General features: G+C 44.4%; 17 protein-coding genes. 11 read left to right on the forward strand and 6 right to left on the reverse strand.

Annotated features, from left to right (window positions below; translation table 11 throughout):
- The first annotated feature begins 141 nt into the window (after positions 1–141).
- The 7 genes from AC5JPT_RS03990 to AC5JPT_RS04020 all read left to right on the forward strand — a co-directional run bounded on the left by AC5JPT_RS03990 (position 142) and on the right by AC5JPT_RS04020 (position 8,466).
- The gene (locus AC5JPT_RS03990; protein WP_493857187.1) at positions 142–747 is read left to right on the forward strand and encodes a TetR/AcrR family transcriptional regulator; all 606 of its coding nucleotides are present in this window, start codon (positions 142–144) and stop codon (positions 745–747) included.
- A 401-nt stretch (positions 748–1,148) separates the two neighbouring features.
- Positions 1,149–2,360 carry an iron-containing alcohol dehydrogenase gene (locus tag AC5JPT_RS03995; RefSeq protein WP_493857188.1) on the forward strand — a complete coding sequence of 404 codons (1,212 nt, stop codon included), beginning with the start codon at positions 1,149–1,151 and terminating at the stop codon, positions 2,358–2,360.
- Positions 2,361–2,494: 134 nt separating this feature from the next.
- Positions 2,495–3,544, forward strand: coding sequence for an NADPH-dependent curcumin/dihydrocurcumin reductase (gene curA, locus AC5JPT_RS04000; RefSeq protein WP_493857189.1), 1,050 nt, complete (start codon positions 2,495–2,497; stop codon positions 3,542–3,544).
- Positions 3,545–3,701: 157 nt separating this feature from the next.
- Entirely contained in the window at positions 3,702–4,379 is a 678-nt protein-coding gene (locus AC5JPT_RS04005; protein ID WP_493857190.1) for a type 1 glutamine amidotransferase domain-containing protein, read from the forward strand.
- A 44-nt stretch (positions 4,380–4,423) separates the two neighbouring features.
- Positions 4,424–5,053 (forward strand): glutathione S-transferase family protein, encoded by a 630-nt coding sequence (locus AC5JPT_RS04010; RefSeq protein ID WP_493857191.1) that lies wholly within the window; start codon positions 4,424–4,426, stop codon positions 5,051–5,053.
- Positions 5,054–5,462: 409 nt separating this feature from the next.
- Positions 5,463–7,151 carry an efflux MFS transporter permease gene (locus AC5JPT_RS04015; RefSeq protein WP_493857192.1) on the forward strand — a complete coding sequence of 563 codons (1,689 nt, stop codon included), beginning with the start codon at positions 5,463–5,465 and terminating at the stop codon, positions 7,149–7,151.
- A 70-nt stretch (positions 7,152–7,221) separates the two neighbouring features.
- Positions 7,222–8,466 carry an HlyD family secretion protein gene (locus AC5JPT_RS04020; RefSeq protein ID WP_493857193.1) on the forward strand — a complete coding sequence of 415 codons (1,245 nt, stop codon included), beginning with the start codon at positions 7,222–7,224 and terminating at the stop codon, positions 8,464–8,466.
- A 130-nt stretch (positions 8,467–8,596) separates the two neighbouring features.
- Here AC5JPT_RS04020 and pdxH read toward each other — a convergent pair whose 3' ends face one another.
- The 5 genes from pdxH to cysS all read right to left on the reverse strand — a co-directional run bounded on the left by pdxH (position 8,597) and on the right by cysS (position 16,260).
- Positions 8,597–9,256 carry a pyridoxamine 5'-phosphate oxidase gene (pdxH, locus tag AC5JPT_RS04025; RefSeq protein WP_493858428.1) on the reverse strand — a complete coding sequence of 220 codons (660 nt, stop codon included), beginning with the start codon at positions 9,254–9,256 and terminating at the stop codon, positions 8,597–8,599.
- A gap of 69 nt (positions 9,257–9,325) precedes the next feature.
- The gene (gene glmM, locus AC5JPT_RS04030; protein WP_493857194.1) at positions 9,326–10,693 is read right to left on the reverse strand and encodes a phosphoglucosamine mutase; all 1,368 of its coding nucleotides are present in this window, start codon (positions 10,691–10,693) and stop codon (positions 9,326–9,328) included.
- A gap of 195 nt (positions 10,694–10,888) precedes the next feature.
- Positions 10,889–12,361: an IMP dehydrogenase gene (gene guaB / locus AC5JPT_RS04035; protein ID WP_319051514.1), complete on the reverse strand. Its 1,473-nt coding sequence runs from the start codon at positions 12,359–12,361 to the stop codon at positions 10,889–10,891.
- Positions 12,362–12,629: 268 nt separating this feature from the next.
- Entirely contained in the window at positions 12,630–14,645 is a 2,016-nt protein-coding gene (locus AC5JPT_RS04040; RefSeq protein ID WP_493857195.1) for a mechanosensitive ion channel family protein, read from the reverse strand.
- A 154-nt stretch (positions 14,646–14,799) separates the two neighbouring features.
- Positions 14,800–16,260, reverse strand: a complete 1,461-nt coding sequence (gene cysS / locus AC5JPT_RS04045) for a cysteine--tRNA ligase (protein ID WP_493857196.1) — start codon at positions 16,258–16,260, stop codon at positions 14,800–14,802.
- 225 nt (positions 16,261–16,485) lie between these two features.
- Between cysS and AC5JPT_RS04050 the strand changes: the two genes are divergently transcribed.
- The gene (locus tag AC5JPT_RS04050; protein ID WP_493857197.1) at positions 16,486–17,079 is read left to right on the forward strand and encodes a cob(I)yrinic acid a,c-diamide adenosyltransferase; all 594 of its coding nucleotides are present in this window, start codon (positions 16,486–16,488) and stop codon (positions 17,077–17,079) included.
- Between the two features lie 175 nt (positions 17,080–17,254).
- Here AC5JPT_RS04050 and AC5JPT_RS04055 read toward each other — a convergent pair whose 3' ends face one another.
- Positions 17,255–18,202: a hypothetical protein gene (locus AC5JPT_RS04055; RefSeq protein ID WP_493857198.1), complete on the reverse strand. Its 948-nt coding sequence runs from the start codon at positions 18,200–18,202 to the stop codon at positions 17,255–17,257.
- 345 nt (positions 18,203–18,547) lie between these two features.
- On the opposite strand from AC5JPT_RS04055, the gene AC5JPT_RS04060 reads away from it, so the two are divergent.
- The 3 genes from AC5JPT_RS04060 to AC5JPT_RS04070 all read left to right on the forward strand — a co-directional run bounded on the left by AC5JPT_RS04060 (position 18,548) and on the right by AC5JPT_RS04070 (position 22,742).
- Entirely contained in the window at positions 18,548–19,276 is a 729-nt protein-coding gene (locus AC5JPT_RS04060; RefSeq protein WP_493851971.1) for a glycerophosphodiester phosphodiesterase, read from the forward strand.
- Positions 19,277–19,748: 472 nt separating this feature from the next.
- A complete protein-coding gene (locus AC5JPT_RS04065) occupies positions 19,749–20,927 on the forward strand; it encodes an acyl-CoA desaturase (RefSeq protein WP_319051571.1) in 1,179 nt (392 codons plus the stop codon).
- A 348-nt stretch (positions 20,928–21,275) separates the two neighbouring features.
- Positions 21,276–22,742 (forward strand): protein adenylyltransferase SelO, encoded by a 1,467-nt coding sequence (locus AC5JPT_RS04070; protein ID WP_493857199.1) that lies wholly within the window; start codon positions 21,276–21,278, stop codon positions 22,740–22,742.
- Positions 22,743–22,886 lie beyond the last annotated feature (144 nt).

The raw sequence follows: 22,886 nt of genomic DNA on the forward strand, positions 1-22,886 counted from the left end.
AACGAGACAACTTTGTCAGTAAATATTGTTGATGAAACGTAACCACTACAGCTAAATATTATTAGAATATGCCGACAATATGACGCTCAATGAAGCCTGACTACTCTATTTGTACTACTATCAAGGGAGACTATCCTATCTATGTCTACTGTTACGGACACGACTACAACACCAGATACCAAGGCGCACTTACTGACTACTGGCTACCAACTGATAGCTAAGAAAGGCTTTACAGCTGTTGGCTTAAAGCAAATTTTGGACACAGCAGGTGTTCCTAAAGGATCTTTCTATCATTATTTCGCTTCTAAAGAAGCGTTTGGTGAAGCTATTATCGGTCACTATTTTAGCCTATACAAAGCGCGCTTAGATGTTATTGACGCTCAGAGCGTTACTGCTCAGCAGAAACTGTATGACTACTTTCAGAATTGGTACGACACGCAGCAAAATGGCTGCGACCACGAGAGATGCTTGGTAGTCAAGTTAAGTGCAGAAGTTGCTGATATGTCAGAGACCATGCGCAAAGCACTTGATACAGGTTATCAGCAAACTACCCTTTGGCTTACCGAGCAGATCAAGGCTGGATGGATAGATGGCTCAGTACCTCGTCTAGATAATATCTCAGCTGAGAGTATGGCCAAGCGCTGGTATTTTGCCTGGCTTGGAGCAAGCTTGATGGCCAAAATCAGTCAAACAAACACGCCTTTGGCTGAAATCTGGCAAATGACGACGACTCAGATGGGTCGATAGATACTTAGATCAATAGGTTCTTAAGCTAATATTTTTCATACACTCTTACAATAAGCTATCTTCGGATAGCTTTTATTTGTTGTAAGTTTTCAGATAAGTCATCTTTAATTAATTCGTCTTTAATATGGATAGCATGCCGGATAAGCGTTCAACTGCCATACTGTTCATATTCAGTCATCTATCCTCCCATGTATAACAATTTATTCTTGATGCTTTTGTCCCTCTTACTGTCTCAGACCAAAATTTTTTATACGACAGTTTTGTAAACATTACTAGACGACTGGTCTAATTGGTGTACAATGCGCATAAATATTCAGAGTATATGCGTATAAGCATTGCTCGCCACTCATTGTTTGATATCAAACATTTAATAGAACCATTTCATTAACATTAGGAATTTTATGAACAACTTTCAATATTACAATCCAGTACGTATCGTCTTTGGCGAAGGTCAAATCGAACAGTTATCAGACCTAGTACCTACTGATGCCCGCGTTCTGATTACTTACGGTGGCGGTTCAGCGCAGCGCACCGGTACATTAGATGAAGTAAAAGATGCCTTGGCAGTAAGTGGCAACCGCACTGTTTTTGAATTCGGTGGTATCGAAGCCAATCCAGAGTTCACAACGCTCTTGAAAGCTGCTGATATGGTCAATGAACACAACATTGACTTCCTATTAGCAGTTGGCGGTGGTTCAGTCATCGATGGTAGCAAATTCGTTGCACTCGTCTCATCACTCACTGAGGAAGACGGTACTGTCTCACGCGACCAAGCTTGGGATGCGCTGACTGGGTATTGCAAAAACATCGACTCAGCTGTGGACTTAGGCGCAGTATTGACGATCCCAGCAACGGGCTCTGAGATGAACTCAGGCGGCGTGATCAACTATAGCGAGCGTCAAGCAAAACTACCATTTGGTAACCCACTTGCCTTTCCTAAGTTTTCAATCTTAGATCCAATCAAAACACTTACCTTACCTGAGCGTCAGGTTATGAACGGTGTTGCTGATGCATTTGTCCATGTGATGGAACAGTATTTGACTTATCCAGTAAATGCAAAAGTTCAAGATGCCTTTGCTGAAAGCTTGCTAAAGATCCTTATCGATGAAGGTCTAGTGGTTAAGCAAGATTCAGACAACTTAGAAACACGTAAAAACATTATGTGGACAGCGACTATGGCACTGAACGGTCTAATCGGTACAGGCGTACCTCAAGACTGGACAACGCATATGGTTGGTCATGAACTGACGTCATTGCATGCTATCGATCATGCACGTACGCTAACCATCGTCTTGCCATCAGTAATGCGTGAGCTAAAAGAAAGCAAAAAAGAAAAGCTACTTCAGTATGCACGCAATGTATGGAACATCACTGATACCGATCAGGATGATGACACCATCATCGAGACCGCTATTGTCTACACTGAAAACTTCTTCCGCGAGCTTGGCTTGCCAGTTAGCCTAGAAGACGTTGATTTGACTGAGTCAGCAATTGACCCAATCATCAAACAGCTCGAAGCCCATAACATGATCAAGCTTGGTGAACATGGCAAAAACGACTTAGATGTATCACGTCGTATCTTGGAGCGTGCTGTAACTAGCAAAGCCTCGTAGTCAGAAACATTATCATATTAATAAAAAATACATATCGTTATGCTATCTATAGTAGTAGCTATTCCATGCTAAATAGCTACTACATTTAACACCACTATTATAATCACAATGAATAACTATAAAGGAGTCCTATCATGAGCTTCGACAAACAACAAAATCAAGAAGTAAACCGTCAAATCAAACTTGCCAGCCGCCCTAATGGTGAACCAACCGCTGATAACTTTGATATGGCAACCAGCGATATTCCAACGCCAAACGAAAATGAGATGCTACTACGCACGGTATACCTATCATTAGATCCGTATATGCGTGGACGCATGAGTGATGCAAAAAGCTACGCTGATCCTTTAGCAGTCGGCGATGTCATCATGGGCGGTACTGTCGCTCAGGTCGTCGAGTCCAATATCGATGGGTTTGATGTCGGTGATTTGTTGGTATCAAACTCAGGCTGGCAAGACTATAGCGTCAGTGATGGCGAAGGTGTCCTGAAATTGGACAAAAACATGTCAAACCCTTCTTATGGTTTGGGCGTATTAGGTATGCCTGGATTCACAGGTTACATGGGTTTGACTGATATTGGTAAACCACAAAAAGGCGAAACCTTAGTGGTCGCAGCAGCTACTGGCCCTGTCGGTGCAACGGTTGGTCAAGTTGGTAACCAATATGGTCTACGTACTATCGGTGTGGCAGGCGGCAAAGAAAAATGTGATTTTGCGGTCAATGAGCTTGGTTTTGATGTCTGCATCGACCATAGAGCTGACGACTTTGCTGAGCAACTAAAAGCTGCCTGTCCAGATGGCATCGACATCTATTACGAAAGCGTTGGCGGTCAAGTATTAGATGCTGTTCTACCGTTGCTAAACGATCATGCGCGTATTCCTGTATGTGGTCTCGTATCACAGTACAACGCAACCGAATTACCTGATGGTAAAGACCGCTTAGGCATGCTGATGGGTCTTATCTTAAGCCAGCGTTTAACGGTCAGAGGTTTTATTATCTTTGAAGAGTATGGCGATCACTTCCCAGAGTTCTTAGAAACCATGAGTAAATGGGTAGAATCAGGCGATGTCAAAACCAAAGAATATATCGCTGATGGTTTAGACGATGCACCCAATGCTTTCGTCGATATGCTAAATGGCGACAACTTTGGCAAAACAGTTGTCAAAGTAGCTGACGTTAAGTAGCTACTGATAGTTGTCAATCGTTGTTAATAACTACTTAACAACATAACTAGCTAAGATCACTACTGAAAATTACGTTTGAAGCAGGAATAATACTAACAGTCATTTAATGACTACGACTCAACTGCTCACTCACAATAGACAATAAATAAGGAAAACTATGAACATTTTAATGGTACTAACTTCTCATGACCGTCTAGGCGATACTGGTAAAAAAACAGGGTTTTGGTTAGAAGAATTTGCAGCCCCTTACTATGCATTTTTAGATGCTGGCGTCAACGTGACCCTAGCCTCTCCTGCTGGCGGTCAACCACCACTAGATCCTAGTAGTGATACCGAAGACACGCAGACCAAAGACACTACTCGTTTCAAAGAAGACAAAGATGCGCAGGAGCATTTGGCTAATACCAAAAAACTTGCTGACATGAAAGCGGAAGATTTCGATTCAGTTTTCTACCCTGGCGGTCACGGCCCATTATGGGATTTGGCAGTAGACCAAAACTCTATCAATCTGATTGAGACTTTTGTTAAGCAAGATAAGCCTGTCGCGTTTGTTTGTCATTCTCCTGCAGCACTAAAAAACGTCAAAGTTGACGGCGAGTACTTAGTAAAAGGCAAAACAGTCACTGGCTTTACCAACTCAGAAGAAGATGCCGTTGGCCTAACAGACGTAGTACCGTTCCTAGTAGAAGATGCACTTAAAGCTAATGGCGGTAACTACGAAAAAGCGGCTGATTGGGAATCGTTTGTCGTTGAAGATGGTTTGTTGATTACTGGTCAAAACCCAGCATCGTCAGAAGAAGCGGCTACGCGCCTTGTTGCCAAGTTAAAAGGTTAAGACTCAGAAACCAATAAATCACACCATGCACTAAGGTCGATATTATGATTCGCTTACATCATCTCAATCAATCACGTTCATTGCGTACGCTTTGGCTCTTAGAAGAGCTAGGTGTGCCTTACGAAGTTGTTAGTCACCAACGTGATGCCAAAACTCATTTGGCACCAGACTCGCTAAAAGCTGTGCATCCACTCGGTAAATCTCCGGTTATCGAGATGGATGGGCAAGTCTATGCTGAGTCAGGTGCGATCACTGAGTTACTGATTGAGAGATTTGCACCAGAGCGTCTACGCCCCGCAACTGGTAGCTCTTATTATGGCTACTATTTACAGTGGATCGACTTTGCTGAGAGCTCACTCATGTTGCCATTGATGCTAGAGCTATTTACCAAAAAAGCAGGCATCGATGACAATGAGTTTTTGAATGGTTATATTGAGACAGAAAAGACAAGATTGTTCAAATATTTGGACACATCGGTTGAAGGCAAATCCTTTATCGTCGGTGATAAGCTCAGCGGTGCTGACTTTATGCTGTCATTTGATTTGATTATTTTGGCCAAGCGTCAAAAGCTTGACGCTTATCCTCATATCAAACAATACGCTGAAGCGCTTGCCAGTCTGGATAGCTATCAGCGCGCTATGCAGTTAGAAGCAAAGTATGACGAGTCTATCTAGACTTTTGTTTTAATTACTGCATATCAATCGTATGATGTACATAAGCAGCTCTTTATAGAGCTGTTTTTTGTGCGTACTCTATTTTGTGCTTGTAGTGGTAGCGACAGTATAAGAATAACGACAGTGCAGTGATAAAGGAAGTAAAACTCGCTTTGGTATGTAAGAGATTGAGAGTTAGGCGTACACAACCGACACCACGTTGCCACGTGGCTTATAATTTACGTGCACATGACAGAAGCTCCGCCGAACTCGTGATAAAATCTTTTTAGCGATTATTGAGTTACCCCTCATACTCCCTCAGTCAATCGACTGACCTTTGACGTTTAAAACACCAATGACACTGTCCTGACTCCCCGTCTGGAATTTGTCCTATGTTGCTTCATTTCTTTATACAGATTGTGGTCCGCCCATGACTAACGAATACCAGTTTAAGCCCCATGAAAAACCACTCATGGTAGGCTCTCCAGCCAATCCTGATCACCCTACCCGCCGCAAAGTATTTTATCTACTGATTGGAATATTTATTGGTCTCACAGCCAGCTTCCAAAATGGTCTACTTGTTGCAAACCTCTCTCAAATACAGGGCGAGATGGGATTAGCGCCTATTGAAGGAGGCTGGATATCTGTGAGTTACAACATGACCAACGCTTGTATTACTGTCCTGCTGTACAAGATCCGTCAGCAATTTGGCATGTCACTTTTTAGTAAGATCACTTTATTCTTCCTACTGGCTGCCACAAGTCTGCAATGGCTGATTAGTAGCCACTTGCTAGATACGCCTAGTATTAGAATCGAGCCCTATTATCTAGAGATTGTCGCAAGGGGACTTAGCGGCATGGTGGCCAGTGGCATGACCATATTGGGATTATTCTATTGCCTACAAGGCATGCCAACCGTCAAACGGACTAGTGGCTTGATACTAGGGTTTGGCTTGGTGCAGCTTGGTATTCCTTTATCACGTATTATCTCGCCCTACCTTGCCATTGATGGTCAGCTTGAAAACTTATTCTTATTCCAACTTGGTTTGGCATTGATTTGTTTTGGGCTAATTAACCTTCTGGAGCTACCACCAGGTAATATCGAAAAGGTATTTGAGAAACTTGATTTTTTAAGCTTTGCCTTTTTTGCCAGTGGTTTGGCTGCGTTGGCTGTCGTACTGGTACAAGGTCGAATATTATGGTGGACGACGCCTTGGCTCATTTATCCGCTTATCATTGCTATCGTTGGGATTAGCATTGCACTATGGATTGAGACCCATCGCAAAAACCCAATGTTACAAGTCCGCTGGATGCGTAGCCGTAATATTATCGCCTTTATGGTGACAGGTGCTGTCATGCGGATTTTACTGTCTGAACAGACTGTCGGCGCCGCAGGATTACTTGCTACGCTAGGCTACGGCGGTGATCAGCTGATTACCTTTTATATCGTCATATTGGCCGCCAGTGTATTGGCTTTAGTCATTAGTATTTTTAGTACCAATCCAATGGATTTACGCCGGCCTGTCATTTTTGCGGTAGCATTGATAGCGTTGGGTTCTTGGATGGATGTTGGTGTGTCTATCAATTCAGCACCTTATATGTTTTATCTCAGCCAGTTTTTAATTGCCTTTGCCGCCGTATATTTTATGGGGCCTTTGGTTTTTGAAGGGTTTTTGCGCGCTATTGCCAGTGGTCCTGCCTATATTATTAGTTTTTCCGTGATTTTCGGTATTTCCCAAACCATTGGCGGCTTGGCAGGTGCAGCAGCTATTCAAGCGTTTACTACCATTCGTACGCAAGCACACTACTCAGATATGGTCAGCTCACTTAATTTGAGCGATCCTGCTTTTAGCGCTCAAATAGCGAGTACTCGTAATATGCTATCAAGTCAGACCACTGATGCTGCCCAAGCAAATGCTGGTGCAGCAAGCCAAGTGCTACAAGGTATTCAGCGCCAAGCAGCAGTTGCAGCGTATAGCGATCTGTTCTTTTTGATGGCCAGTCTTGCCACTGCTGTTACGATTATTTTACTGCTCAATTATATTTACAACCGTTACCATAAACGCAACCCGCTGGCTAAAGAGCTCGCTGTCATTGCAAAAATGCGTGAAACCAAATAACTCGATTTGTTGTGTCAACAGTCACGTTCAAAACTGCTTGGTGTTTTTATTAAAAATTTAGGAGCGCGTCATGAGCCAAAACAAACCAGATGAGCTTAACCAAACCCCTCAAGCGTCTACTGCTGCACCAGCGACAGACACACGTACAGAGTCGCCTCCTACTCAAGCACAGACGTCTGCAAATACAACGCAAACAACAGAAAGTTCTGATGCTTCAGATAGCAATCAGACACCCATGCCAACCGAAGAGCCAATTACAGACACAACTGGATGGTCCCCTAAGAAAAAGTCCTATCTGAATTTAGCGTTTTTGATCGTGCTGATTGTCATAGGTGTGGCATTGATATTGTATGCGTGGAAGTTCCCCCCATTTACACCTACCACGCAACAGACCAATAATGCTTTTGTCAAAGGTCAGACAACCATTATCAGCCCACAAGTTTCTGGTTATGTCACTCAAGTGGCAGTGGAAGATTTTGCTAATGTGAAGGCAGGTGATTTACTGATAAAAATAGATGACCGAACGTTTCAGCAGCAGCTCGAACAAGCCCAAGCCAACACTGAAGTCGCTGTCACTAACCGCGCTACTAATGATCAAGATACACAATCGAGTCAAGCACAGATTGAAGCACGTAGAGCGGATGTATACAGTGCCAAAATCAATGTAGAGAGTGCTCGCGAAGACGTCAATCGCTACCAAGGTTTAGATGCTATTGGCGCTGTATCAAAAGCAGAAGTGGCTCATATCAAAGCACAACTCGCTCAAGCACAGGCAAGTTTGCAACAAGCAGAAGCAAACCTACAATCTGCGCAAGAAAGCCGGGCAAAAACCAGTGGCAGTCGACCTTCATTGGATGCGAACATCAAAAATGCGGAAGCAGGCGTCAAGCAAGCAAAAATTAATCTAGACAATACTATTATTACAGCACCTGAAGCGGGTCAGCTCAGCCAAGTCAGTGTTAAAGAAGGTCAGTACGTTAGCGCAGGCACTCAGCTCATGTATATCGTACCAGAGGGTATTTGGATTATTGCAAACTTCAAAGAAACTCAGATTGCCAGTATGGCAGTTGGTAAGCCTGCAACTATTCATGTCGATGCGCTTGGCGGTACCAGATTTACGGGGCGCGTAAGCAACATCTCGCCAGCGACTGGTAGTGAGTTTAGTGCAGGTGCGGCCAATCCTGCAACAGGCAACTATATCAAAGTGGCTCAGCGCATCCCTGTACGAATAGACTTAGACCAAAATCAGCCTGAACTTGCACGGTTGCGTCCTGGGATGTCAGTCTCCGTTGATGTCGATACCAAGGTGAAATAAAAAGTTAAATAAAAAATAATACAGAATAAGCTAAATAATTAACATAAAAAAGCCACTCTAAACCCAGTTCCCTTGGTATCTAGAGTGGCTTTTTTAGTTGTTTATGATCTGTAGCTTGCAACCATAACCACTATGGTAGTAAACGCTTGGTAGTCCAGCTTACTTCATGTCCATCATGACTACTCTCTTTCGTATACATAATTCGATCATGCATGCGATTGGCGCGGCCTTGCCAAAACTCAATATTCTCAACCGTAATCTCATACCCACCCCAAAACGCTGGCGTCGGTACCGTAGTATTGGTTGGATGTTTTTCTTGAAGTTGTTCAAACGTTTGCTCCATGACCTCACGATTGGCAACTTCACCACTTTGCGGTTGACTGACCCACGCACCTACTTGGCTATCGTGCGGGCGTTTTTGAAAGTAGCTCGCAGATTTATCAGCATCAATCTTAGCGATGCTACCACTGATACGAATCTGACGCTCGAGCTCGTGCCAAAAAAACAGCACTTCTGCATTCGGGTTTTCTGCAATATCCTGTCCCTTAGCGCTTTCGTAATTGGTATAAAAGACAATCCCGGTATCGGTAATCTCGCGCAGTAAGACAATACGTACGCTAGGCTTGTTATCTGCGCCGCATGTCGCTAGGCTCATTGCATAAGGCTCTTGGACTTTCTGTGCGAGCGCCTCATCCATCCATCCCTTAAAAAGCTCAAATGGTGATGCTGGTACTGACTGTTGATCAAGCTCGCCTTTCTCGTATGAGAGGCGTTGGTCGGTAAAATCCATGCTCATGGTCATTCCCCATTATAGAATTATGATGTTATTATTTTGGTGACTCTCAGCCCAGTACTGGTTTTAACCCAATATTGACCTGATCTGATCAGCCAAATCATTTGCCATTACGTCACATTCTATTTCGTCATCTGACTCGACCATGACTCGAATCATAGGTTCAGTACCTGATTGGCGAATGAGTAGACGGCCACGGCCTTCTAAGGTTGCTTGAGCTTTGTCAAAAGCAGCAACCAGTTCTTCATACTGAAATGGGTCTTGCATCTGAGACAGTCGCACATTGACTAGCTTTTGCGGCAGTACCTCAAAACCCTCAACAAGCTCACTTAGAGCACGTCCTCGTGCCTGCATCACCGCCAATACTTGCAAACCTGCGATGATGGCGTCCCCTGTTCTGCTCTTATCTAGACATAAAATATGACCAGATGGCTCGCCGCCCAATATCCAGCCATTGGCTTCCAAGTCCTGCATTACATAGCGATCGCCTACTTTTGCACGGGTAAACTCAATGTTTGCCGCTTTTAGCGCCAACTCTAACCCCATGTTACTCATAAGCGTACCAACGACACCTTTAACTTTGTTTGTCGCTTGGGTTGCAAGCACATACAAAATACCATCACCATCGATTAGATTACCCATCTCATCGACCATCACAATACGGTCACCATCCCCATCTAATGCGATACCGACATCTGCTTCATGCTTGAGTACTGCTTTTTGTAGGCCTTCAGGATGCGTAGAACCACAATCAGCATTGATATTGATACCATCAGGTGTGTTATTAATAGCGATAACAGTGGCGCCCAGCTCACGCATCACTCTAGGCGCTACGCTATAACCTGCCCCATTGGCACAATCAACCACGATGGTTAAATGACTAAGGTCATATTGATAAGGGAAGCTGCCTTTACAGAACTCGATATATCGACCTTTTGCATCATTGATGCGATTGTTTTTACCCAGCTGCGAAGGATCGATGATAGGCATAGTGACATCATTACCATTAGCGCTACTCATAATGGCTGTCAGCTTGTCATTGATAGACGCTTGCATCTCATCACTGATTTTTTTACCGTTACCAGAAAAGAATTTGATGCCATTGTCATAATAAGGATTATGTGAGGCTGAAATAACAACGCCAGCATAAGCATTGAAGCTGCGAGTTAAATGGGCGATAGCAGGCGTCGGTAGTGGACCGAGCATATGAACGTCAACACCAGCCGCATTGAACCCTGCCTGCAATGCGCCTTCAATAACATAACCTGAGAGACGAGTATCTTTTCCAATGACCACACTTGGTTTGCGCGCAGGGTTTTCATTATTTTCTATGAGAACCAGTCCCGTGACATAACCCAGCTTTAGGATAAAATCAGGTGTAATAGGCAACTCGCCAAATTTTCCACGGATACCATCAGTACCAAAATAACTCATTATGTCTCTTCCTCAAGTCCAAAATAAAAGGCCTAACGTATATGTAGGCAAAATCATTATTGTAATAATCTGTTTTGTATTTTACAAAAAAAACAGCCAACAATAATAAAGCATTGTTGGCTGTTTGTATCTCAAGACCACTGTAGCCCTTAAACTGGGCTGGTTTTGAGACCGTATAGGACTATAGAGTAGCGTTTAGCTTACTCGGTAGTTCGGCGCTTCTTTAGTAATCTGCACATCATGAACATGTGACTCTTTCATGCCTGCTGAGGTTACTTTGATAAACTGTGGATTGGTACGCATATCTTCGATAGTCGCTGAGCCCGTATAACCCATAGATGAGCGCAGACCACCAACCAATTGATTGACAATACCAGCAACTGGACCTTTATAAGGAACACGGCCTTCGATGCCTTCTGGTACTAGCTTCTCTACGCCATCTTTGGCGTCTTGAAAATAACGGTCTGATGAGCCGTTTGATCCTGACATCGCGCCCAAGCTACCCATACCGCGGTAAGCTTTATAATAACGACCTTGGAACAGCTCAACTTCGCCCGGCGCCTCTTCAGTACCTGCCATGAGCGACCCAACCATGATGCATGATGCACCAGCAGCGATGGCTTTTGCCATATCGCCTGAATAGCGGATACCACCGTCGGCAATCAGTGGGATGCTGTCTTTCAGTGCACTAGCGACGTTATCAATAGCAGAGATCTGCGGTACGCCAATACCAGCAATAATTCGCGTGGTACAGATAGAACCAGGACCGATACCAACTTTTACGGCATCAGCGCCTGCATCACGTAAGGCTATTGCTGCTTCACCAGTTGCAATGTTGCCGCCGATAACTTGAACGTGCGGATAGTTCTTTTTGATCCATGATACTTTATCGATCACACCTTTTGAGTGACCATGTGCTGTATCAACAACGATCACGTCGACGTCAGCTGCGATCAATGCTTCGACACGTGCTTGTGTGTCTGCACCAGTACCAACCGCTGCACCCACACGCAGACGACCTTGGTCATCTTTGCACGCATTTGGGTTGTTTTCAGCTTTGGCAAAGTCATTGACCGTAATCAAACCACGCAAACGGAAGTTATCATCAATCACGATAACTTTTTCGATGCGGTGTTCGTGGAGTAATCTTTTGATGTTTTCGTTACTTTCGCCTTCTTGTACCGTTACCAGCTGCTCTTTTGGCGTCATGATCTGGCTAACTGGTAGCGAGAGGTTGGTTTCAAAGCGCCAGTCTCTGTGAGTGACGATACCCACAACATTATCTGTGCCTTTTTCGACGACAGGGACACCTGAGATATTATTATCTTGTGTCAAGCGCAGTAGTTCACCAATCGTCATCTCTGGATGTACAGTGATAGGATCGACAACGGTACCCGCTTCAAATTTTTTAACACGGCGTACTTGTGTAGCTTGCTTTTCAATATCCATGCTCTTGTGCAAGATACCCATGCCACCAAGCTGTGCCATTGTAATCGCCATTTCAGACTCAGTCACGGTATCCATCGCCGCAGAGATAAGCGGAAGATTAAGCGTGATGTTTTTGGTCAAACGAGTAGAAAGATCAGCAGTCTTTGGCAGAACTTCCGAATAGGCTGGCAATAGTAAAACGTCATCAAAGGTTAAGGCTTCATCGACAATTCGCAACATACAGACCCCTAGTGGTGGTTATTTTGATGGGTAGGAATTCATGGCTTAACATATCAGTCGTTGCAGCTGCCTGCGCAGTGTCGACTCATCGCTAACCACTCAGTTATCCTATAAAAATAACGCCATATTATAACAAATAAGCACCTCTCTGACATAGTCTATTTGTCAGATTATTTTACATAAATGAGTCTTTGTATACTGATAGACAAACTGTGCAGCATTTGTCTGTCAATAAGCACTTTATACCCTCGATGAGTTTTTTCTAAAGCTACTCACCTGATTTTAAGGTAAAACGCTCTGTCGGTAGGTACGCGTTTTGCTGCTCATATAAGTAACCAAGCATTTTCTCTCGTACTTCACAAGCAAGCGTCCATGCCTCTATAGGACCTACTCCTGCAACTGCGCCGCGCAACTGAACGGTGTTCTCTGTCACATCAACGACAAATATTTCAGGCTCAGTATCTCCATCCCAGAGCTCATTTTCTTTGGTCACTGATATAAAGTGCTGACGAATGGCATCAATATCTGCGCCATAATCGATGTATAAGAATACCGGACAAGTCTGATGCACTTCGGTATGGGACCAATTCTCTACCTTTTCGGTGATTAGCTCACGCATTGGCACGATCAATCGACGCTCATCCCAGGTTTTGAGTACTGCATAAGTGTAACGCAAGTCTTCAACGGTACTAAAATTACCTTCCATGATCACACTATCACCAATTCGTACAGGCTGCGTCACCGCTACCTGTACCCCAGCGATGATATTGCCTAGTATAGGCTGTGCAGCGATACCAAGCACCACGCCCGCAATACCAGCCGAGGTCAGTAATGTTTTGCCAAGCCCTTCCATATTGGCAAATTCACTCAGACCTATCCAAATACTCCCCAATACCATGACAAATATAAAGACGCGCCGAAATATCGATACATAGGTGCGACGACGACGAACTTTGTCAAAGTGCTCCTCTGCCAAGTTTTCGATCTGTAAGTCTTGATAGCGATTTGCAAAAAAATTGATAACACGTATACCAAGCCACATGGCACTCAGTACCAGTCCAGTCCAAATTAGAGGGCGGATGGAGGATGCGACGGCATCTAGATAAGGAAATCCACCAGATACTAAGGTAAAAACGAGTGAAAAACTGATGGTAAATGTCAATGGTACTGTTAACTTGTTGACCAAGTCAGTCACACCATTAGCACTATTGGTGTACTTGTTATATTTCTCCTCATCGACATATCGATTGATGAGCTTTCCTGTGCCTTTACTCAGTAACCACCCTAAACCCATGGTCAATAAGAAAAAGAGCACTAGCGATAAAAACTCCCATAGCGCAATCCCAAAAAACTGTAATTTTAGCCAAATAGGTAGATAGCGCTCAAACTCTGCTGGATGATACTGTTCATACAGATTTTCGATATTGCCAACGGTTTGCGCAGAGAACACCCATGTTGGCGCTTGATCTTCTACTCGTACCCGCTCCAAATGAATGGGCACTCGGCGCTCTCGATATTCAATATAGCCAAGTTGAATCGAGCGCCTAGGAATACCCATGACGCTGCTACCATTGCCAAGCGGCGGCTCAATCAAACCATCGGGGCGATCTGGCATATCATCGAACACATATAGCTCTTTTTGAGTGAGCAGATAATCCAGTTGCTTGGTCAGATCAAGCGCACGGCTGCGCTGATCTTGCTCATCAATCAAATTCATGTTGAGTGCGTAAGCTGCCAAGTCATACTGCTGCTTCATTACTGCCGACTGGAAAAACTCCAAGGTTGCGAGTGGTGTCGCCAGATTGGGCGGCTTGTCTAGAGGTGGTAGTCCTTCATTGATGGTGTTGAGCAAATAGTAATTTGCGTTATATTCACCCGTGAGTCCAGTATCGCCTTGCAATGTACCCGCTTGCTGTACTGCGCTACGCTCTGTCGGGTCAAATATCTCTTCGCTGATATCGGAGAGATTGACGCTAGTACTTTTGACCGTGTTTACCTGTTGGACAGCATATTCCGCTAGATTGTCCGGCTTACTAATTTCTTGCGAATGATTCTGTTCACTGCCGCTTGTTTCAGCATTAGTGTCTGCTGCATTGGCAGGTATATGAAGGGCACTGATGGCTATAATAAAAAAACCTAATATAGTTTTTAGTGCATGATGGTGAGTACTAGGGCGCTCTGTATTGTGCCGATCTATATTGCGGTGCTCTATATGTCGACTCCTATGGCTTACAGCCGGTGCAGCAACATGAGCATCAACGGTAGTATTTTTTAGAGTAGTCATATTTCAAAGCCAGTAGTCTAAAATGGAAGTGAGTATAAAAGTTGCATTTGATATGCTTTAACCTAATGTAGTGTACAAAAAAAAGCCAGCACAGCGCTGACTTAATTTACAACTATATTCTCACTATTTAAATTATAAATGGTAACTGCTCAATTTAGGCACGGCGCCACGTCGTCCCAGCGCGACTGTCTTCAAGCTCAATGCCAGCATCTTTTAACTGCTCACGAATCTCATCAGCACGTGCAAAATTTTTGCCCGCTTTGGCATCTGCACGTTCGATGATTAGCCCATCAATAGTCGCATCACTCAGACCACCTTCTACCTGATCACCAATCACCGCTTGCAAAAACTGCTGCACTGGCTGTTGCAGGATATTCAATACCTGCGCTAGTGTTTTTAATTGCTGCGCTAACTGCCATGCTGTGTCTATGTCTTCCGCTTTGATGGCTTTGTTGATATCGCGGGCGAGACCAAACAAGACGCTGATTGCCGTCGAGCTATTGAAGTCATCATTCATTGCTTTGATAAAGTGTTGACCCGCGTCACTACCGTATGCGCTAGCAACCAAACCTGCATCTACTACGATTGGTTGTTCTTTTCGTTGTTCAGCCAATTTCAATGCGTTGTATAGCCTGCTTAGGCTATTGTGTGCTTCATCCAAAGCACTATCAGAGAAATTGACTTGGCTACGGTAATGACTAGACAACAAAAAGAACCTTACCGTCTCTGGTAGGTACTTTGCCATCACATCACGAATGGTAAAGAAGTTGCCTAATGATTTAGACATCTTTTCGCCATCAACATTGATAAAACCAACATGCATCCAGTTGCGTGCATATTCGCAGCCAGTTGCTGCCTCAGACTGCGCGATCTCGTTTTCATGATGCGGGAATTGCAAATCATGGCCACCACCATGAATATCAAAAGTATTACCTAAGCATTTAGTCGACATAGCCGAGCATTCAATATGCCACCCTGGGCGCCCCTGTCCCCAAGGTGAAGCCCACTGCGGCTCGTCAGGCTTGGCAGCTTTCCACAGTACAAAATCAAACGGGTTGCGCTTATCGTTTTCGACATCTACTCGCGATCCTGCCTGCATATCGTCGAGATTACGCTTCGATAGTTTGCCATAGTCTGCAAAACTATCAACCGCATAATAGACATCGCCATTATCACCCGCATACGCATAGTCGCTAGTGACGAGCGTCTCAATCATTTGCTGCATGTCATCGATATGATCAGTTGCGCGTGGCTCAGCATCTGGCATCTCGCAACCGAGCGCCGTCGCATCTTCATGCATTGCCGTAATAAAACGCTGCGTTAATACGCCAATCTCTTCACCATTCTCAGCCGCGCGCGCGATGATTTTGTCGTCGATATCGGTAATGTTACGCACATAGTTCACGTCGTAACCCAGTTGTGCCAACCAACGCACCGCCATATCAAACCCGACCATCACACGAGCATGTCCGATATGACAATAGTCATAGACAGTCATGCCACACACATACATACCCACCTGCCCTGCTTTGAGCGGTTCAAACTGACGTTTGCCGCCAGTCAGTGAGTCATAAATGGACAGCTGAGACATCGCATCTGTAAGTGGTGTGGTCATAGTAAGAGAACCTTTTAGCATAAATAAAATAGAAAAATTAAAGATATCGGCTGCAGCGAACAAATTCAGCCATAGCGATAGTATGATTATAATTGTCAAAAATTAACTACGGTCAATACCGAAATATAAAACGTAACCCATTATCTTAGCGAAAACAGGCGTAAAATACTACAATGAGCAAGCAACTACCACCCTTCAATGATAAAAACCACTAAGGATGTAAAGATGGGCAATCGCTTGAGCAAAATATATACACGTACTGGAGATGACGGCAGCACTGGTATGGCTGATGGCAGTCGCCTCAGCAAAGCTGACAACCTGTTCAGCGTTATGGGTGATATCGATGAGCTCAACTCACACATCGGTCTGGTACGCGCACAATTACAACAAAATAAAGACCAGTCCATTAGCGAAGACTTCTCCCAGTCCCTAGTCATTATCCAGCACTTATTATTCAATATCGGCGGTGAGCTTGCTATGCCAGAGTACGAAGGTGTCAGTACCATGCATATCGAATGGCTCGAGCAAAAAATCGATACGATGAATAGCACGTTACCACCGCTAAAAGATTTTATTTTGCCGACAGGTTCTGTACTGGTGAGCCAACTGCATGTGGCACGTAGTGTCTGTCGCCGAGCTGAGCGCCAAGCAGTATTATTAAAAGAGCAGCGCCCGTCTGCTATACGCAACACTGCCATTAGCTTTATCAATCGCCTATCGGATTGGCTATTCGTCGCCGCGCGCTTCTGTACGGATCCAGAACAAGTCTCTGAAGTGCTGTGGGACAGTAAAGTGTTGCAGCATTTTTCTGAAAATTAATGAAAACCACTGAAAATCATTAGCCATCACTAATAAATTAGACCGACCCTCAGGTTAGTATTTGAATACTCACAAAAAACCCCGAAACAATAATGTTTCGGGGTTTTTTTACTCAACGATAGTTATTAACTACCTGTTGTAAACTACTGATAAAATTAGGGATAAATCAGACTGCTTAGTACGTAGCGCTCTCGTCTTCGATAATGACCATGTCGATGGTTTCATCTTTAGGCACTACTTTTGGCGTCGTTGGTGTTACTGGTTTGTTCGTCTCAGTAGGAGCGGCAGGCTGATTGTTTTCTGTTGAGCTGTTTTGGCTGCTAGTAGGGTTGTTGATGGTCGGCGGCGTGGCAGGCTGAGTCGGACGGATCGGCTCAACGGGCGTTACCGTTCTTGGCTGCTGACGAGCGGGCGCTGGCTGCGTGTTCTGTGCAGGTGCAGGACGTTCAGCAGCGCGCTGGGCACGTTGCTCGTCCATAGCAGTTTTTAATACAGACCCTGCCATTACATCTGCAACGACCGTAAGTAACGCCGGCTGTCCAGCAATACGAGTGCGGACTTGCCCGCCTTGTGTACCGACAACATAAGTAAAGGCATCATCGACGAGCATATTATTATTGATACGAATATTATCTTGCGCTAAGCGTGACTGTAGGCTTGGCTGATTATTGGCTGCTTGTATCTGACTGGCTTGGTACAAATCTTCGCTTGGCAGCGTCATGCTGACACTTGCTTGGCAAGTTGTCATGCCATTATCGTTGGTTTGTTGCAAGATAGCTGCGTTCTGCACATCGATGACGATACCATTGGTCTTATCACTGACAATACCGCTTGCTAAACTGATCTCAGCATCATTTGCGTAGTTGGTAGCCAACGCTTGCGCCTGTTGGTTGAGCGTATTTCTGAGCGCAGTTTTGAGGCGATCTTGTACCATTGGGTCATCACAACTGACTGCAGGAGCAACTGCCGCATCGGTAGCCGCTGGCTCTTGTTCTGTCATTTCTGCCGCATCGTCAGTCTCTTCCACCTCTGAGCGATCACAACCGGCAAGCGCCAAACTACATACCAACCCAATTCCAGCTACTTTATGCCACTTGCTCAAACTTACATTTGCTACGCTCATAGTTACTTTACTCCCAATTTACTGGTTCTTACCGCCACTGATGGACAGTGTTTAACACTCAAACGACAGCGTGATTTTATAGACCAATCACGTTGTCGCGTTGAAAACCACATCATTATACGGTGTTTGGTTGAAATGGTCATTAGTGTAGCCCATGGACATACAAATAGCGCCCCTCATTGTGTGTAAAACCTGTGTTTTGTTGCAAAAACATAACAAATGCCAACGTTGTTTTTCGCTACAGATAATAGATGCAACCAGTATTAGTCATATCAAAGATTTTGTTAGACGCTGCTACTATGACGATATATGATGACTCGTAAGATCCATCAGTAGTCATTTGATATGGTAAATTTTAAAAATACGCGTCTGTTGGGCCATCGAGGCGCACGTGGTGAAAGTTTAGAAAACACGTTTTCAGGTTTTGAGTACTCTCAAAACCTGAAAACAAAGGGCTTGGCAGGGGTTGAGTTTGATATACAACTGAACGCTGATGGTCACTTAATTGTGTTTCATGACGATGATTTGGAGCGAATGTGTGGCCAACAGTCACGTGTGGATCAATTGGGTCTAACAGAGATTCAATGCCGATTGCAGTTTGGTCAGCCCATCATGACTTTGGCGAATATTGCAACGGTGCTTAGCGGGTTTAGTGTGATTGAGCTTGAGATTAAAACTCATAACCGAACCAACTATGCAGTATTGGTTGAAGCACTGGCGCGAGAGCTCATCAACACTACCTTTGCAAACTTACCTATTGTGCTAACGAGCTTTGATATGGAGCTGCATAATCGGTTGCAACGTCATAAGTTATTGTCTCATGTGCCGCGGGGGCTCCTTATTCGCACCCCAGAGGCCTTAGCAAGAGCGACCAATACCGCGTTACAACTTGGCTGTATTCAACTGGGGGTTTACTACCCGCTCTTGACCCACGCCATCATTAAGCACAGCCATCGCTATGGTCTGCCCGTAAGCGCTTGGACAGTCAATGACATCAATACTATCGAGCAGCTCATAAAATGGGATACTGATGTTATTATCACTGACTTTCCTAGTCATCTATTGCTGCCTTAAAAAGTCTGTTTATTATTTCTAAACCTTCGTTGGTGGTTTTTAATAACCTATACAGCCAATACATATCTTGCGTGTTAGTTACACTTCTCCTTCATGCCTGATAAGTCACTCTTATTTTTGGACAATACCGTCTATAATCCATACAAGTTATTGTTATTTAGCAATATTTTTATAGTGTATAAGTGTTCACTTTATCTGTTTTTTCAGGTACTATGGGGACTTAAATTAATACCGTTAGGGATATTATATGATTGCAAAAAAAGCACTTGGCTTACCGCTTAAAGGCTTACGTTTCGCTATCAAATCTGGTGATACGCTTGTAAAGACTGCCAGCACTCAAGTAACGCGTTTTAAAACTCGTTTTGATGAGAAAAAAGCGCAAATGGCTTTGGATGAGCAGCCTGTTGCAAAGCGCAATTATGCTAAAGATTCTGAGCAAAATGATGCTATGACAAAAGAGCAAAGCATCGACATGCGCGAGTTTGAATTTACAAAAGCACCGATCAATTGGATTCCGGCGACTATTTTGGTAGCGACACCCATTGCCGCTGCTATCATTACGCCATGGTACTTATTTACTCATGACGTGAGTGCACCTGTATGGGGTGTGTTTGGTGCCTTTATGGTATGGACTGGCATGAGTATCACAGCGGGTTACCATCGTTTGCTTGCGCACCGTGCTTACAAAGCGCATCCAATTGTCAGAAACTTTTTATTGCTAGGTTCTACTTTAGCAGTACAGGGCTCTGCGTTTGACTGGGTCTCAGGTCACCGTGTCCACCATCGTCATGTTGATGATCGCTTGGATGATCCGTATTCAGCGAAGCGCGGATTTTGGTTCAGTCATATTGGCTGGATGCTACGTAACTACCCGAGCGGCAAGTTTGATTATAAAAACATCCCTGACTTGACCAAAGACAGAGTGCTACAGATTCAGCACAAATACTATGGTCTGTGGGTCGTGGCTATGAATGTCGGCATGGTTGCCGCTGTTGGTTGGCTACTGGGTGATGTTTGGGGCACATTGGTCATCGCAGGCTTACTGCGCTTAGTACTGACGCATCACTTTACGTTCTTTATTAACTCGTTATGCCATATGCTGGGCACTCGTCCTTATACAGATACCAATACGGCCCGTGATAATTTCTTCTTGGCTATCTTTACGTGGGGTGAGGGTTATCACAACTATCATCACTTCTTCCAATACGATTATCGTAATGGCGTGAAATGGTGGCAGTATGATCCAACCAAATGGTTGATTGCTGGTTTATCAAAGATTGGTCTGACTTCTGATCTGCGTACCGTGGATGATACGACGATCAAGCATGCTGAAGTTCAAATGCAGTTTAAAACGGCGCAACAGCAAATTGAGACAGCGACCGTAAGCGGTATTGATCTACCTCATGCGATGAAGAGCTTTCAAGATCGCATTAAGTTTGAATACGACGCTTTCACGCAAACCGTTGAAGAATGGCAAGCACTAAAAGCAAAAACAATCGAGCTTAAAAAGACAGAATTTGCTGATCGTTTGCACGAAGCTGATGATAAATTGAAACATGATTATGCCAAGATTGAGCAAAAAATCCTTGAACATAACAGCAATCTCAAAACAGCATTTCGTTCTATTGGTGTTAGTCAAAAGGCAGCTTAAAGTTTAGCCAATCAATCACCAAGTGATTGGTACTGAACTGGTACTGACTGATTATTAGTAATGGCACGGTTTCTCCTTCCCCCTATCTTCATAGCTAGGGGGATTTTTTTGTCTGTGATTTATACTTTTTATTTAATGCGCTCCCAAGAGCATAGATGACAGAATGCAATAAGGTGATTAAGTGCAACCGCTCTATCCTGCTAGCTAAGTACTGTATAGACTAAGAATGCTAAATAAGGTTAGTTTTTAGGACAGAGATTACAAGAGATGGACAGAGTGCAACGATGACATATGAGAGCTATGTTATAGTAAAACCCTCACTTTTATATTTTAATGGAAACGGCCTGTATGCGTTATCAAAATACCTATGCCAACCTCGACACACGCCTTCATCATGAGCAGCCGCCGACACCACTCGACAATCCACGTGCTGGACACTTCAATACACAAGTGGCACAGCAATTGGGCTGGGCAGAGAATGACGAGCTGATGACTCACTGGGTGGATATTTTAGGTGGTCAATACGTGCCAGCTGATTTTAAACCATTAGCCATGGCCTATGCAGGTCATCAGTTTGGACAATGGGCAGGGCAATTGGGTGATGGGCGCGGTTTACTCATGGCTCAGGTTCTGGATAATGACGGACAATCACAAGACTTACACCTCAAAGGAGCAGGACTGACTCCCTACTCGCGCATGGGAGATGGACGTGCAGTACTGCGCAGTACCATTCGAGAGTATCTATGTGGTCATGCATTGACCCAGATTGGTATCTCTTCTTCTAATGCTCTGGGGTTTGTGGTCTCTGATACGCGAGTACGCCGTGAGCGTATCGAAGCAGGTGCCGCGTTGATGCGAGTCGCTGATAGCCATATCCGTCTTGGTCATGTTGAATGGATCGCAAGCTTTGCGCCTGACTTACTTGGTGAGTTTACGGACTATATGATTGATACTTACTATCCAGAGTGCCGGGATAGCGAGACGCCTGTACTGGCGTTTTTGACTGCCGTCGTTGAGCGTACGGCGCGTATGATTGCTGATTGGCAACTGATTGGCTTTGCGCATGGCGTGATGAATACAGACAACTTGTCTATCACGGGTAGCACCTTGGATTTTGGGCCTTTCGGGTTCATGGAGCGCTTCAATCCAGCTTGGATCAACAATCACTCTGATCACACGGGTCGCTACGCCTACCAGAACCAGCCTGCTATCGGACATTGGAATCTGAATGTTTGGCTGCCACACTTTATGCGCTTAGAGGGGGTGACTCGTGAGACGCTTGCTGACTGCCTAGGTCCTTACGAATCAACCTTTATGCAGCATTACCAACAAGGCCTGTGCCGCAAGCTTGGGTTACCACACCAACGCGAAAGCCTAGGTTTGGCCTTTGAATGGTTAACACTACTAGAAGATAACTTACTCGACTATACCAATAGCTTTCGCGCTCTACTCGGTCTAATCGCACCAAATGATCATCCATATGAGCAAGACCTACTAGCTAAAATGACCACTGAATTGAGCGCTGATGCGCAGCAGGTCTGGCAGGACTGGTCGATGCGTTATCTGGCACATATCGAGCAGCTACCAGTTGAGCAAGCCATCAACGATATGGAGACCAATAACCCAGTGTACGTACTGCGCAACAGCATGGCGCAGCGGGCTATTACTGCCGCAGAACAAGGGCAATTTGAAGAAGTTGATCGAGTCTTCCGCTTATTAAGCAATCCTTATGACGTTCAGGATATTGCGTCCGATTTAGATACTAATGCACCTGCGCCTGACACGCCGCAGATGCCTATCAGTTGTTCATCTTAGTGGATACATATACTGTAATATTTTGAAACATTATAAAATTATGGTTGATATTAGACTATATTTTTTGGCATTATCAACCAGCTAAATAACGAATATCATTTTATTATATTATTCACACAATTCACCGCTGTTGACTAGGCAGTG

Source organism: Psychrobacter sp. H26, assembly GCF_059073035.1.

What these genes read in the sequence shown, in the direction of transcription:
- cysS (WP_493857196.1), bottom strand. Translation starts at nt 16,260, where the DNA reads ATGACCACACCACTTACAGATGCGATGTCTCAGCTGTCCATTTATGAC.
- curA (WP_493857189.1), top strand. Translation starts at nt 2,495, where the DNA reads ATGAGCTTCGACAAACAACAAAATCAAGAAGTAAACCGTCAAATCAAA.
- AC5JPT_RS04020 (WP_493857193.1), top strand. Translation starts at nt 7,222, where the DNA reads ATGAGCCAAAACAAACCAGATGAGCTTAACCAAACCCCTCAAGCGTCT.
- AC5JPT_RS04050 (WP_493857197.1), top strand. Translation starts at nt 16,486, where the DNA reads ATGGGCAATCGCTTGAGCAAAATATATACACGTACTGGAGATGACGGC.
- AC5JPT_RS03990 (WP_493857187.1), top strand. Translation starts at nt 142, where the DNA reads ATGTCTACTGTTACGGACACGACTACAACACCAGATACCAAGGCGCAC.
- guaB (WP_319051514.1), bottom strand. Translation starts at nt 12,361, where the DNA reads ATGTTGCGAATTGTCGATGAAGCCTTAACCTTTGATGACGTTTTACTA.
- AC5JPT_RS04055 (WP_493857198.1), bottom strand. Translation starts at nt 18,202, where the DNA reads ATGAGCGTAGCAAATGTAAGTTTGAGCAAGTGGCATAAAGTAGCTGGA.
- glmM (WP_493857194.1), bottom strand. Translation starts at nt 10,693, where the DNA reads ATGAGTTATTTTGGTACTGATGGTATCCGTGGAAAATTTGGCGAGTTG.
- AC5JPT_RS04015 (WP_493857192.1), top strand. Translation starts at nt 5,463, where the DNA reads ATGACTAACGAATACCAGTTTAAGCCCCATGAAAAACCACTCATGGTA.
- AC5JPT_RS04005 (WP_493857190.1), top strand. Translation starts at nt 3,702, where the DNA reads ATGAACATTTTAATGGTACTAACTTCTCATGACCGTCTAGGCGATACT.
- pdxH (WP_493858428.1), bottom strand. Translation starts at nt 9,256, where the DNA reads ATGGATTTTACCGACCAACGCCTCTCATACGAGAAAGGCGAGCTTGAT.
- AC5JPT_RS04010 (WP_493857191.1), top strand. Translation starts at nt 4,424, where the DNA reads ATGATTCGCTTACATCATCTCAATCAATCACGTTCATTGCGTACGCTT.
- AC5JPT_RS04060 (WP_493851971.1), top strand. Translation starts at nt 18,548, where the DNA reads ATGGTAAATTTTAAAAATACGCGTCTGTTGGGCCATCGAGGCGCACGT.
- AC5JPT_RS04040 (WP_493857195.1), bottom strand. Translation starts at nt 14,645, where the DNA reads ATGACTACTCTAAAAAATACTACCGTTGATGCTCATGTTGCTGCACCG.
- AC5JPT_RS04070 (WP_493857199.1), top strand. Translation starts at nt 21,276, where the DNA reads ATGCGTTATCAAAATACCTATGCCAACCTCGACACACGCCTTCATCAT.
- AC5JPT_RS03995 (WP_493857188.1), top strand. Translation starts at nt 1,149, where the DNA reads ATGAACAACTTTCAATATTACAATCCAGTACGTATCGTCTTTGGCGAA.
- AC5JPT_RS04065 (WP_319051571.1), top strand. Translation starts at nt 19,749, where the DNA reads ATGCGCGAGTTTGAATTTACAAAAGCACCGATCAATTGGATTCCGGCG.